Source organism: Streptomyces sp. Y1, assembly GCF_041053115.1.
Lineage (GTDB): Bacteria > Actinomycetota > Actinomycetes > Streptomycetales > Streptomycetaceae > Kitasatospora > Kitasatospora rubellomurina.
On record NZ_CP163445.1, the window covers coordinates 4,313,948 to 4,327,142 of the forward strand.

10 protein-coding genes are annotated in these 13,195 nt (G+C 75.3%); 8 read left to right on the top strand and 2 right to left on the bottom strand.

Annotation, left to right across the window (positions count from 1 at the left end; translation table 11 throughout):
• From AB2U05_RS18510 to AB2U05_RS18535, 6 genes are all read left to right on the top strand, one after another.
• Positions 1–1,917, top strand: coding sequence for an ABC transporter ATP-binding protein (locus AB2U05_RS18510; RefSeq protein ID WP_369183782.1), 1,917 nt, complete (start codon positions 1–3; stop codon positions 1,915–1,917).
• Entirely contained in the window at positions 1,914–2,732 is an 819-nt protein-coding gene (locus AB2U05_RS18515) for a serine/threonine-protein kinase (RefSeq protein WP_369183783.1), read from the top strand. The genes AB2U05_RS18510 and AB2U05_RS18515 overlap by 4 nt, the downstream gene beginning before the upstream one ends.
• 95 nt (positions 2,733–2,827) lie before the next feature.
• On the top strand, positions 2,828–3,061 hold the full coding sequence (locus AB2U05_RS18520) for a hypothetical protein (protein WP_045703983.1): 234 nt from the start codon (positions 2,828–2,830) through the stop codon (positions 3,059–3,061).
• A gap of 133 nt (positions 3,062–3,194) precedes the next feature.
• Positions 3,195–3,740, top strand: a complete 546-nt coding sequence (locus tag AB2U05_RS18525; protein ID WP_369183784.1) for a methylated-DNA--[protein]-cysteine S-methyltransferase — start codon at positions 3,195–3,197, stop codon at positions 3,738–3,740.
• Between the two features lie 285 nt (positions 3,741–4,025).
• The gene (locus AB2U05_RS18530; protein WP_369183785.1) at positions 4,026–5,459 is read left to right on the top strand and encodes a family 2B encapsulin nanocompartment shell protein; all 1,434 of its coding nucleotides are present in this window, start codon (positions 4,026–4,028) and stop codon (positions 5,457–5,459) included.
• A 139-nt stretch (positions 5,460–5,598) separates the two neighbouring features.
• The gene (locus tag AB2U05_RS18535; RefSeq protein ID WP_045705506.1) at positions 5,599–6,666 is read left to right on the top strand and encodes a family 2 encapsulin nanocompartment cargo protein polyprenyl transferase; all 1,068 of its coding nucleotides are present in this window, start codon (positions 5,599–5,601) and stop codon (positions 6,664–6,666) included.
• A gap of 145 nt (positions 6,667–6,811) precedes the next feature.
• Here the strand turns inward: AB2U05_RS18535 and AB2U05_RS18540 are convergent, their stop codons facing one another.
• On the bottom strand, positions 6,812–7,852 hold the full coding sequence (locus AB2U05_RS18540; RefSeq protein ID WP_369183786.1) for an NAD-dependent epimerase/dehydratase family protein: 1,041 nt from the start codon (positions 7,850–7,852) through the stop codon (positions 6,812–6,814).
• Positions 7,853–8,107: 255 nt separating this feature from the next.
• On the opposite strand from AB2U05_RS18540, the gene AB2U05_RS18545 reads away from it, so the two are divergent.
• On the top strand, positions 8,108–9,445 hold the full coding sequence (locus tag AB2U05_RS18545; protein WP_045705501.1) for a DUF1254 domain-containing protein: 1,338 nt from the start codon (positions 8,108–8,110) through the stop codon (positions 9,443–9,445).
• Positions 9,446–9,491: 46 nt separating this feature from the next.
• On the opposite strand, the gene AB2U05_RS18550 is transcribed toward AB2U05_RS18545, so the two are convergent.
• Positions 9,492–11,396: a hypothetical protein gene (locus tag AB2U05_RS18550; protein WP_369183787.1), complete on the bottom strand. Its 1,905-nt coding sequence runs from the start codon at positions 11,394–11,396 to the stop codon at positions 9,492–9,494.
• A 193-nt stretch (positions 11,397–11,589) separates the two neighbouring features.
• On the opposite strand from AB2U05_RS18550, the gene radA reads away from it, so the two are divergent.
• Positions 11,590–13,101 (top strand): DNA repair protein RadA, encoded by a 1,512-nt coding sequence (gene radA / locus AB2U05_RS18555; RefSeq protein ID WP_369183788.1) that lies wholly within the window; start codon positions 11,590–11,592, stop codon positions 13,099–13,101.
• Positions 13,102–13,195: the final 94 nt, after the last annotated feature.

The window sequence follows — 13,195 nt, forward strand, 5'->3', positions numbered from 1 at the left end:
TTGGCCGGGACGAAGCACGTGTGGTCGCTGCGGCGGCCGACGGCCGTGGACACCGGTGACGGCGACGGCCGGGCGGACCCGGTCGTCGCGCCGGCCCCGGCCGTGCCGCTGCGGCGGACCTTCGGGCGGTTCTGGCCCTACACCCGTGGGGGACGGCGCTGGCTGGCTCTGCTGCTGGGGTTCGTCCTCCTCGGCCCGGTGGTCGACGCGGCCGCGATCTGGCTGTTCAAGGTCGTCGTCGACGAGGTGCTGGTGCCGCACCGGCTGGGGCTGTTCCTGCCGATCGCGCTCGGGTACGCCGGGCTGACGCTGGCCGCGGGAGGCCTGCGCTTCGCCGACGAGACGACCTCGGCCTGGGTCAGCGAACGCTTCCTGCTGGCCCTGCGGTCGGACGTGTTCCGGCACCTGCAGGGCCTCTCCCTGGGCTTCTTCGAGCGGCGGCGGCTCGGCGACGTACTGTCGCGGCTGACCGCGGACGTCGAGGCGGTCGAGACGTTCCTGCTCTCGGGCGTCCTGGACGCGGTCGCGTACGTCGCCGAGCTGGCCGTCTTCCTGGGGGTGCTGTTCTACCTGCGCTGGGACCTCGCCGCGACGGCCCTGCTGGTCGCGCCGCTGTTCTGGCTGACCGCGCGGCGCTTCTCGGCCCGGGTGCGCGCGGCGTCGCGGGAGCGGCGGCGGCGCAGCGGTTCGGTGAGCGCGCTCGCGGAGGAGACGCTGGGCAACATCGCGCTGGTGCAGGCGTACAACCGGCAGGGCTGGGAGCAGGAGAGGTTCGAACGGGAGAGCCTGGCGCGGTTCCGGGCGACGATGGCGGCGACCCGCCTTCGCGCGCTGTTCGCGCCGATCGTGGAGATGCTGGAGCTGGTCGGGGCGCTGGTCGTGCTGGGCCTGGGCGCCTGGGAGCTGGCCCGGGGCCGCCTCACGCTCGGCGAACTGCTGGTCTTCGTCGCCCTGTTGGGGCGCCTGTACGGCCCGATCCGGGGGATCTCGCGGCTCAGCAACGGCTTCTACTCGGCCGCCGCGGCCGCCGAGCGGATCATCGAACTGCTCGACCAGCGGCCGCAGGTGGCGGATCCGCCGGTGCCGCTGCGGCCGCCCCGGGGGCGGGGTGCGGTGGCCTTCGACGGGGTGTGGTTCCGCTACCCCGGCACGACCCGGGTGGCGCTGTACGACGTGTCCTTCCGCGCCGAGCCGGGGGAGACGGTGGCGCTGGTGGGGGAGAGCGGGGCGGGCAAGTCGACGGCCGCGAAGCTGCTGCTGCGCTTCTACGACCCGGAGCGCGGCGCCGTCCGGCTGGACGGCTTCGACCTGCGCGAGCTGGCCCTCACCGACCTGCGGGAGCGGATCGCGGTGCTGCTGCAGGAGACCCTGGTGATCCACGGCACCGTCCGGGAGAACATCGCGTACGGGCGGCCGGGCGCTACCGACGCGCAGATCGTGGCCGCGGCACAGGCGGCCGACGCGGACGAGTTCGTCCGGCGGCTCCCGCAGGGCTACGACACGGTGGTCGGGCAGCACGGGCGGCTGCTGTCCGGCGGGCAGCGCCAGCGGATCGCGATCGCCCGGGCGATGGTCCGGGACGCGCCGGTCCTGCTGCTCGACGAGCCGACCACCGGGCTGGACGCGGAGTCCGGGCGGCGGATCCTGGAGCCGCTGGGGCGGCTGATGAGCGGCCGTACGACGATCATCATCTCGCACAACCTGCTGACCGTACGGAACGCCGACCGGATCGTGCTGCTGCGCGACGGGTGCGTCGCCGCCTGCGGCACCCACGCCGAACTCCTCGCCCGCGACGACGGCTACGCCCGGCTGGTCCGGCTCGCCCAGGCCGATCCCGCGCCGGACGCGCCCCCGCCCGCGCCCCCGCGGCCGGCGCCCCCGCCCGCGCCCCTCCCGCAGTCGCAGGCCTCCCGATGAGCTCCCGGCAGCCCCTGCCCGCCGGAACGGCCGTCGCCCCCGGCTACCAGGTGCTGGCCCACCTGTGCCGCACCGGCTGGCTGGACGTCTACGACGCCTGGAGCGAGGAGCGCGACTGCCGCTGCGTGGTCAAGGTGCTCCGCCCCGACCGCCGCCGCGACCGCAAGCTGCGCGAGCGCCTGCTCCGGGAGGGCCGCTGGCTGACCGAGTTCACCCACCCGCACCTGGTGCGCGGCTACGGCACCGGCGAGCGCCCGCAGCCGTACGCCGTCCTGGAGACCCTCACCGGCGAGACCCTCGCCCACCTCCTGGACCGCCGCACGCGCCGCCCGGCCGCCACCGACCTGGCCCTGCTCGGACTGCACCTCTGCTCGGCGATGCGCTACCTGCACGGGAAGAACCTGCTGCACCTCGACCTCAAGCCCTCCAACATCGTGATCGACTGCCGCCTCGCCAAGGTGCTCGACCTGAGCATCGCCCGCCCGCCGGGCCCGGGCAGCCCGGGTGTCGGCACGGACGGCTACCTCGCGCCGGAGCAGGCGGACGGTGCCGAGCTCACGGCGGCGACGGACGTCTGGGGCATCGGCATCACCCTCTACGAGGCCGCCACCGGCGCGCTCCCCGCCGAGGACCGCCCGCCCGGCCCGATCCCTCCGGTCAGCACCGCCCGCCGCCTCCCGCCGCCGCTCGCCGAGGCGATCGACGGCTGCCTGCGCCTCGATCCCGCCACCCGCCCCGCCCTGCCCCAACTGGCCACCACCCTGGACGACTTGCTCCCGCAGAGCCGCCGCGCCGTCCCGCCGTGGGAGGCCTGAGCGCGGGGCCCGCCCGGCCCCGCCGCCGCCAGGCGGGCGCGCGGCGGCGGGCGGCCGTACGGTGGAGGGGCGGGGGCGTTCGGAGGAGGTCCGCCATGCCCGGTTCGCTCACCATCAGCCATCACGAGTCCGCGGTCGCCATGGAGCACCGGGACGCGGCGCGGCTCGCCACCGTGCTCGCGGAGCTGGCGTACCTGCTGGAGATCCCCGGCCCGAACCGGATCGGGGACGGGCAGCTGGCCGTCCTCTGCGAGGGGCGGGCGCCGGACCGGGCCGAACTGTCGCACTGGGCGCGGGCGGTCTCGGCGGAGCTGAAGGGGCGGCTCTGAGGCCGTCCCGCGGCCCGGCGACCGACCGCCCGACCCGCCGTACGATGGCGCGCGGAGCGGGCACCGCGCGCACGCTCCCCGGGCGTCCGGCCGGTGGCCGGCGGCCGGCCCGGCGGAGGGTGGGGGCCCGAACGTGTCGCAGTCCTGGTCGATGTCCTGGCTGACCGTGGAGACGCCGCTGCCGAGCGGCCCGATGCACATCGCGGTGACGCCGCAGGGCGTGGCGGCGGCCGGCTACGGCGGGCGGGCCGACGAGCTGCCGCCGTGCACCGACGCGTCGAAGGTGTCCCTCGTCACCGAGCGGATCACTGCCTATCTGGCGGGCCGCAGCCGGGAGTTGGGCCTGCCGATCGACTGGAGCCGCAGCTCCGGCCCGCACCGCGCGGTGCTGCAGACGCTCTGGCGCGAGGTGCCGTACGGCCGGACCGTCACGTACGGCGAACTGGCGGCCCGCAGCGGGGTGTTCGAGGACGTCACCGAGCCCGGGCTGGCGGCCCGGACGGTCGGGCAGATGATGGCGGCGAATCCGGTCGCGCTGCTGGTGCCGTGCCACCGGGTGGTGGCGGCGGACGGGATCGGCGGTTTCGGCGGCGGCCGGGTCGGGATCGAGGTGAAGCGCTGGCTGCTCACCCTGGAGGGGGTGCTGGAGCCGACGCTGGACTGGAACGGCCCGCTGTAGCAGGGGGCTTGTCGATCCGTCAGGACGGCGGCCCGATCTGTCAAGGGGAGGCGCGGGCGGGGGCGTCGATGGGGCAGGATGGGCGCTCGGGGGTCGCCCGGCACCCGGGGGATTTCGAATGAGTCATCGAATTCATTTCGATCGGGTGATCGAGTCATACTATTTGTTCGGTTATTCCGAACCACTCGAACGAGTGATTGCGGAGTGCCGCCGAACGGGCCCACCATGAAGCTGCAACATGAATGTGCAGGCGACGTTTCATCGGGTATGCGAAGGGCTCCCCCTATGTCGACCGAAACCAATGCCGGTAATCCTGCGCCCGGTGCGCAGCCGGATGCGCAGTCGGGAATCCGTCAGCAGCAGAGTCTGAGCACGGCGGGCGCGCGCAACCTCGCCACGACGACCAAGTCCGCGCCGCAGATGCAGGGCATCAGCCCGCGCTGGCTGCTCAGGAAGCTGCCCTGGGTGCAGGTGTCCGGCGGTACCTACCGGGTGAACCGCCGCCTGCGGCACTCGGTGGGTCGCGGCCGGGTGAGCTTCGCCAAGACCGGCTCCGAGGTGCGCGTCATCCCGGAGACGCTGGCCGAGGTGCCGGTGCTGCGCGGTTACGAGGACGAGGCGGTGCTCACGGAGCTGGCCGGGCGCTTCGTGCAGCGGCAGTTCAGCGCGGGCGACGTGCTGGTCTCGGCCGGCACGCCGATCAGCGAGGTCTTCCTCATCGCGCACGGCAAGCTGGACCGCCTCGGCACCGGCAAGTACGGCGAGGAGACGGTCGTCGGCACCCTCGCGGACGGCGACCACCTCGGCGACGAGGCGCTCCAGCAGGAGGACGGCTCCTGGCCGTACACCGTCCGGGCCGCGACGTCCGGCACCGTGATGGTGCTCGCCTGGCCGTCCTTCCAGGAACTGCACGACCGCTCCGAGTCGCTGCAGCTGCAGATCATGGAGTACCTGAACGGCTTCCAGCAGGCGCAGAACAAGCACGGCGAGGCGGCGATCGACCTCTCCGCCGGCCACGAGGGCGAGTACGAGCTGCCCGGCGCCTTCGTGGACTACGAGCTGAAGCCGCGCGAGTACGAGCTGAGCGTCGCGCAGACGATCCTCAAGGTGCACACCCGGGTCGCCGACCTCTACAACCAGCCGATGAACCAGACCGAGCACCAGCTCCGGCTGACCATCGAGGCGCTGCGCGAGCGCCAGGAGCACGAGCTGATCAACAACCCGGAGTTCGGCCTGCTGGAGAACGCCGACTACGACCAGCGCATCCAGACCCACTCCGGCCCGCCCACCCCGGACGACATGGACGAGCTGATCAGCCGCCGCCGCAGCACCAAGATGTTCCTCGCGCACCCCAAGGCCATCGCCGCCTTCGGCCGCGAGTGCAACCGGCGCGGCCTCTACCCGGACACGATCGAGGTCGACGGCAAGCACGTCAGCTCCTGGCGCGGGGTGCCGATCTTCCCGTGCAACAAGATTCCGGTGGTCGGCGGGCACACCACCTCGATCATCGCGATGCGGGTCGGCGAGGACAACCAGGGTGTCATCGGCCTGCACCAGGCCGGAATTCCGGACGAATACCAGCCGAGCCTTTCGGTGCGTTTCATGGGCATCGACGACAAGGCCATCATTTCCTACCTGGTCAGCCTGTACTACTCCGCCGCGATCCTCGTTCCGGACGCGGTCGGCGTACTGGAGAACGTGGACATCGCGCAGCGCTGACGGGCGCGCGGAATTCGCCGATACCCCCCCCGCGAGCCGGCCGGACGAGCGCCGCCCCGGTCGGCTCGCGGCCGCCCACGAAACGACAGCCGGCGCCGGGTCCCGACCGACCCGGCGCCGGCGTCCACGGGAGAAACCCATGACGAGTCCCACGCTGGAGCGAGAGCACAAAGAGGGGAGCGAGCACCGCGACGCCGCCGTCGCGGCGGACGTGATCGAACGCGCCCGCGGCCTGGTCGACCCGGTCCTGCGGGCCGCCGTCGACTCGCTGCCCGGCGCGATGCGCAAGGTCGCCGGCTACCACTTCGGCTGGTGGGAGGCGGACGGCTCGCCCGCCAGCGCGCCCTCCGGCAAGGCCATCCGGCCGGCCATGGTCCTCGCCGCCGCCCAGGCGCTCGGCGGCACTCCCGGCGACGCCGTCGCGGCTGCGGCGGCGGTGGAGCTGGTGCACAACTTCACCCTGCTGCACGACGACGTCATCGACCGGGACGACACCCGGCGCCACCGCCCCACCGCCTGGCGGGTGTTCGGCACCACCGAGGCCATCCTGGCCGGGGACGCCATGCACTCGCTGGCCCTGCGCCTGCTCGCCGAGGACGCCCACCCGGCCGCCCGCGGCTCGATCCGGTGGCTCACCGACTGCGTGGTCGAGCTGTGCGAGGGCCAGCAGATCGACTGCGCCTTCGAGCGGCGGGACGACGTCTCGCTGCCCGAGTGCCTGGCGATGGCGGAGGCCAAGACCGGCGCGCTGCTCGGCGCGGCCTGCGCGATGGGCGCCCTGTACGGGGGCGGATCCGAGGAGGCGGCGCAGGCGATGGACGGCTTCGGCCGCCAGATCGGCCTGGCGTTCCAGCTGATCGACGACCTGATCGGCATCTGGGGGGACCCTGCGGTGACCGGCAAGCCGGTCGGCGCGGACCTGGTGGCCCGCAAGAAGTCGCTGCCGGTGGTGGCGGCGCTGGGCTCCGACACCCCGCAGGGGCGGCGGCTCGCCGAGCTGTACGTCCTCGAACGCACGCTGAGCGCCGAGGAGTTGGCGCAGTGCGCGGCGGCCGTCGAAGGGGCCGGCGGGCGCGGCTGGGCGCAGGGCGAGTCCTGCGAGCGGATGGCCGCGGCGATGGCGCAGCTGGCCGTGGCCGTGCCGGAGCCGTCCGCGGCCGACGAACTGCTGGCGCTCGCCGAGCTGGTGACCCGCCGCACGCACTGAGCGCCGCGCTGGTGACCCGCCGCGCGCACTGAACGCCGCACGCACTGAACGCCGCACGCACTGAACGCCGCACGCACTGAGCTGCGTACGCGCCGATCGCACACCCTGAGCGCCGCCGGGGCCGGCCTCCCGCCCCGGCGGCGCGTCACCCGAGGGCGGCCAACAGCCGCTGCTCCTTGGCCGGTTCGATGCCCTGCCGGAACGCCGCGTCCGGCCGCCCCTTGCGGCCCTCCGCGTCCGTGTCGTCCACCGGCCCGCGCGTGCGCAGCCACTCCCAGGTGTCCCGCGCGGTCTCGGCGAACGGGCGGCAGCGCAGCCCGGCGGCCCGGGCGCGGCTGCTGTCGACCTGCCAGACGTGCGCCCAGTCCGGCAGGTCCGGTGCCCAGAAGGGGAGTTCGAGCCAGGGTGCGACCTGGTCCGGCCCCTCGGCGAGCAGCGCGGCGTCGTCCACCCAGGCGAGTTCGGTGTCCGGCGCGCCCGCGACCTGCCGGCAGGTCTCCAGCCACTGTCCGAAGGTGAGCAGTCCCGGCGGCGCCGTGGTGAGGAACCGGCCCGCCGCCCCGGCCGTCAGCCGGTCGAGCCCGAAGGCGGCGAAGTCCCGGACGTCGATCACCTGCATGGTCCGCCCCGGGTCGCCGGGGGCGAGCACCCGTCCGCCGCGTGCCATCCGCTCCAGCCACCAGGGCAGCCGTCCGCCGATCTCGTACGGCCCGACGAGCAGCCCGCTGCTGAGGACCAGCGTCCGCTCGGCGCCGAAGTGCCGCAGCACGGCGCGCTCGCAGCCGGCCTTCAGCTCGCGGCCGAACGGCTGGTCCGGCGGGGTGTCGGCGGGGCAGGGGAGCAGCGGCGAGTCCTCGGTGATCACCTGGACGGCCCAGTCGGCGTGGGCGTGCACGGAGGAGACGACGGTGTAGTGCGCGGCCCGGTCGCGCAGCAGCCGGGCGGAGAGCGCGGCCTGCGCGGGCTGCTGGGCGGAGGTGTCGACGACGGCGTCCCAGCTTCGGCCGTCGACCAGCCGGGCGAGGTCCTCGGCGCTGTCGCGGTCGCCCCGGACGGCGTCGACCCCGGGCAGGTCGCCGCCGCTGCGGCCGCGGTTGAAGGTGGTCACGTGGTGGCCGCGGGCGAGGGCCTCGGCGGCGTAGGCCCGGCCCAGGAAGGACGAGCCACCGAGCAGCAGGATCTTCATGCCGCCAGCCTGCCCCGCCGGACGGCGCCGCGAGCCCGGGTTAGCGCTGAGCAGATCCGGCCGCCGGCGGCGCGGGCGCTCGGCATGCCGCCCCACCCGGCCGCCCTTAGCATCCCACTTGTACCCGTTCGACTACTCGTACGACTGCTGGTGCGGCTACCCGAACGACCACTCGAACGACCGCCCGTACGACCCGGTTCGGGCGCCGTCCCGCCGTCCCGCCGATCCCCGTCCCTCCCGCGCGAAGGACCCCCGATGACCCAGCCCGAGCTGGAGGCCCTGGCCGCCGACGCGTACGTCTACGGCTATCCGCTGGTCGCCGGCCTCACCATGGTCGACCGCTTCACCCGGGGCGGTCTGGGCACCCTCCCGGCAGCGGGGTTCAACCACTTCAGCCACGCCACCCGGCTGGCCGGCCCGGGCGACCACTTCGTCTCGGTGAACAACGACACCATCTACTCGATCGCCCAACTCGACCTCTCCGAGGGTCCGTTGGTGCTGGACGTGGCGGACGCCGCGGGCGCCTACTACGTGCTGCAGTTCATCGACGCCTGGACGGCCAACACCGCCTACCTCGGCCGCCGCGCCACCGGCACCGGCGAGCAGACCTGGCTGATCGTGCCGCCCGACTGGCACGGCACCCCGCCGGACCCGGCCCGGGTGATCGAGCTGCCGACCACGGTCGGCACCATCGTCGGCCGCTTCGCCTGCGCCGGCCCGGAGGACCTGCCCCGGGTCCGGGCCCTCCAGGCGGGCCTCACCCTCCGCCCGCTGGAGCCCGGCGGCCTGGTGGCCGGCCTGCCCGAGCCGGACCCGGACGTCCCCGAGCGGCTGGCCTTCTTCGAACGCCTGCGGGTCTGGATGCGGGCCTTCCCGCCGTCCGCGCCGGACATCGAGTACCAGCGCCGGTTCGCCCCGCTCGGTCTGCTCGACGAGGGTGCCTCGCCGTACCGCGCGGCCGCCGAGCAGTGGACGTTCGCCCTGGTCAAGGGCCTGGCGGCGGGCCGCGAGCGGGTCGAGGACGCCACCCGCCCGGCCGAGGAGCACCCGCTCGGGGAGTGGCGCGGCGCGCTGCACCTCTTCGACTACAACTCCGACCACCTGGGCCCCGGCACCCTGGACGACCCCGAGTGGCGCATCCCGGACCGCCGCGCCGCCTACCTGAGCCGGGCCGCCGCCGCCCGGGCCGGCCTCTGGGGCAACCACGCCTACGAGGCCTCGTACGCGATGACCTACGACGACGCGGACGGCCGCCCGCTCAGCGGCGCGCACCGCTACACCCTCCACTTCGACCAGCCGCCGCCCGCCGAGGCGTTCTGGTCGGTCACCATGTACGCGCTGCCGGACTACTACCTGGTGGAGAACCCGATCGACCGCTACTCGATCGGCGACCGCACCCCCGGCCTGGTGTACGGCGCGGACGGCTCGCTCACCGTGACCCTCCAGCACGAGCAGCCCGAGGACGCGACGGCGGCGGCCAACTGGCTGCCCACCCCGGCGGGCGAGTTCCGCCCGATCATCCGGATCTACCAGCCCGAACCGGCCGTCCTGGACGGCAGCTACCAGGTGCCGCCGATCGTCCGCGTGGACTGACCACCACCGCCCCCCGCCGGGGCTGCCGCCGACGCCCGACGCCGCGCTACCGCCCCGCGGGCGAGGCCGCCGCCGTCCCGCCCGGGTGCGGCGAGGCCGTGGCCGCTCCCGAGGCGGGGGCCGAGGGCGTCGGCGCCCCGGACGGCGAGCCCGACCCGGCGGGCGTCGACGGCGCCCCCGTCGCCGGACCGCCGGACGGCGCGGGCGAGGGCGCGGCCGTGGCGCTCGCGGACGGTCCGGTCGTGGGAGCCCCCGGAGCGGGAGCCCCCGACGTGGGAGCACTCGTCCCCCCGCTGCCGCTCGGCCCGCCGGTCGGGGGCGCCGTCGCCGTGCCGGACGGCTCCGGCGGCGAGGAGGCCGAGCCGCCCCGGTTGTGCGGCCCGCCCTCCAGGGTGACCACCGCCTGCGAGGGCGGCAGCGCGATCCGGGCCGTCCAGTGCGTGTCGGGCGCCAGGTCCTCGTCCACGGTGACGATCACGGTGATCCGCTGGCCGGGGGCGAGCGTCCCGGAGTCGCGGCTGAGCCGGAGCCAGCCCGCGTCCGTCACGGCCCGCCAACGGATCTCCGTGGCACCGGAGTTGGTGAGGGTCAGGACGGTACGGCTGCCGTACTCGCCGGCCTCGACGGTGAGCAGCCCGCCCGCGGCCGGGTCGTCGGCCCCGCCGCCGGGCGCGGAGGCCTGCTGGGCGAGCGGGGCCGGCGCGGCGACCAGGGTGGGGCTGCCGAGCGGGGTGGCGCCCCGGGCGGGCACGGGGACGGCGGGGCCCTGAAAGCTCAGCCGCGGAAAACCGGGCAGCAACGTTTCTGCACCACCCACCCCGCCCCCGCCCGGCCCGGCCCCGGCCAACTCCAGCCCCGGCACCCCGGAGCCAGGCCGCCCCGCCCCGGCACCGCCCGCGTCGGCCGCCCCCGACTGCGGCCGCTGCCCGCCCGGCCGTCCGCCCTCGTCCACCCGCACCGCCGACACCGAGGCCGCCGCCCCCGCCCCGTCGCCGCCCCGGTGCCCGGCCCACAACGCGACCACCGGCGCCGCCAGGACGGCCGCGAGCACCCCGGTGGTCACCACCCGCCGCCGGACCGCCAGCCCCCGGCCGGCGTCCGGCGCCCGGTGCCGGGGGAAGCCGCCCTGGTCGAAGCGCAGCCCCGGCTCGACCCCCCGCGCCCCGGTCGCCGGGCCGCCCGCCACCGGCGGGAACGCGACCTCCGCCGCCGGCGCCGTCAGCAGCGCCAGGCCCGACAGTCCGGCCGGGCCCTCCGCCGCCTCCCCGGCCACCCGCTCCGCCGTCCCCCGGCAGGTCGGGCAGTCCACCACGTGCTGCACCAGCTCCCGCCGCAGCGCCGGCCCGAGCACCCAGTCCCGCCAGGACTCCGCCCCGGCCCCGCCGAGCCGGTCCAGCTCCGGGCAGCTGCCCACGCCGAGCACCAGCAGCGCCGACCTGGTCCGGGCCACCTCCGCCTCGGCGCCCGCGAGCAGCGCCCGGGCCCGCTCGAACGGCAGGCCCAGCACCGCCGCGACCTCCAGCGGGGTCAGCCGGTGCCGCACCGACAGCTCCAGCGCCTCCCGCTGCTCCGGGTCGGTGCCGGCCGCCTCCGGCCAGGCGAGCGAGGCCAGTTCGCGCCGCCGCCGGGCCGCCTCGGCCTCCGGCAGCTCCGGGTCGGGCTCCCGGCCGGCCCCGTCCGCGAGCCGCCGCAGGCAGCAGTACCGGGCCAGCGAGAACAGCCAGGCCCGGAGCAGTCCGGGCTCGGCGAGCCGGGTGCCGTGCCGCCGTGCCAGTGCGCGGACCTCGCGCAGGGCGTCGGCGGCGGCGTCGTGCTCGCACAGCACCGAGAGGCAGTAGGTGAACAGCCCGTCCACCTGCCGGTCGTACGCCGCGAGCACGGCCTCGGCCCGCGTCCCGGCGCCGGTCCGCACTCCGGCGGCGCCCGGCGTCCCTTCGATACGCGTCGTCACCCGTCCGAAGGTAGGTTCACCGGACACCCGGGCCCCGCCATTCGGCGCGTATGTACTTCTTTCGGGTAACAACATCGCCCATCTGTGTGGTTGCCCGGCGCGCCCTCTGGCGCCCGCCACCCTCCCGCGTCACCACCCTCCCGCACCACCGACCACCCCGCCGCTGTCGGACCCAGCCGCTACCGTGGGCCGCATGCCTCCGCGTTCCAAGACCACCGCCAAGCCGCGCCCGGCCTACCGCTGCACCGAGTGCGGCAACCAGCTGCCCAAGTGGGTCGGCCGCTGCCCGGAGTGCAACGCCTGGGGCACGGTCGAGGAGTACGGCGCGGTGCCGATCCGCACCACCGCCGCCGGCCCGGTCAGCGCGCCCGCCCGTCCGATCGCCCAGGTGGACGGCCAGGTCGCGACGGCCCGTTCGACGGGCGTGCCGGAGCTGGACCGGGTGCTCGGCGGCGGGCTGGTCCCCGGCGCGGTGGTGCTGCTGGCCGGCGAGCCCGGCGTCGGCAAGTCCACGCTGCTCCTGGACGTCGCCGCCAAGGCGGCCACCGCGCAGCACCGCACCCTCTACGTCACCGGCGAGGAGTCGGCCGGCCAGGTCCGGCTGCGCGCCGACCGGATCGACGCGCTCTCCGAGCACCTCTACCTCGCCGCCGAGCAGGACCTCGGCGCCGTGCTCGGCCACATCGAGGCGGTCAACCCCGGCCTGCTGATCCTGGACTCGGTGCAGACCATCGCCTCCGCCGAGCTGGACGGCGCCCCCGGCGGCCCGGCCCAGGTCCGCGAGGTGGCGGGCGCGCTGATCCGGGCGTCCAAGGAGCGCGGCATGGCCACCCTGCTGGTCGGCCACGTCACCAAGGACGGCCAGATCGCCGGCCCGCGCCTGCTGGAGCACCTGGTGGACGTGGTGCTGAGCTTCGAGGGCGACCGGCACGCCCGGCTGCGGCTGATCCGCGGGGTCAAGAACCGCTACGGCGCCACCGACGAGGTGGGCTGCTTCGAGCTGCACGACGAGGGCATCGTCGGCCTGGCCGATCCGTCCGGCCTCTTCCTGACCCGGCGTGACAAGCCCGTCCCGGGCACCTGCCTCACCGTCACCCTGGAGGGCAAGCGCCCGCTGGTGGCCGAGGTGCAGGCGCTGATGGTGGATTCGCAGATCCCCTCCCCGCGCCGCACCACCTCGGGCCTGGAGTCGCCCCGGATCGCGATGATCCTGGCCGTGGTCGAGCGGCACGGCGGCGTGAAGCTCGGCAAGCAGGACATCTACACCGCGACGGTCGGCGGGGTGAAGCTCTCCGAGCCGTCCGCCGACCTCGCGGTGGCGCTCGCGGTGGCCAGCTCCTCCACCGACACCCCGCTGCCCAGCAACCTGGTGGCGATCGGCGAGGTCGGCCTGGCGGGCGAGGTGCGGCGGGTGACGGGCGTGCAGCGCCGGCTCGCCGAGGCGCACCGGCTGGGCTTCACCCACGCCCTGGTGCCGCCGGACCCGGGCAAGGTGCCCCCGGGCATGAAGGTGGTGGAGGTGGCCGACATCGGCGAGGCGCTGCGGGCCATCCCGGGCCGCCGCCGCTCGGCCGCCAAGCCGCGCGGGGAAGCACGGGGTGAGGCCTCGTCGGCCCCTCCGGCCCCCCGCGCACCCCGGGTCGCGGCCTACCCCGACGAGCTGATGGACGGCTGGGAGCCGCTCGACTCCGACGAACTGCGCTGACCCAAGCCCTGCCGAAGCCGCACGCAGTTAGACTTTCCCCAGTCTCATTGGCCAGAAGGCAGTACCGAGCGGTACTGAGCGACAGAGCAACAGA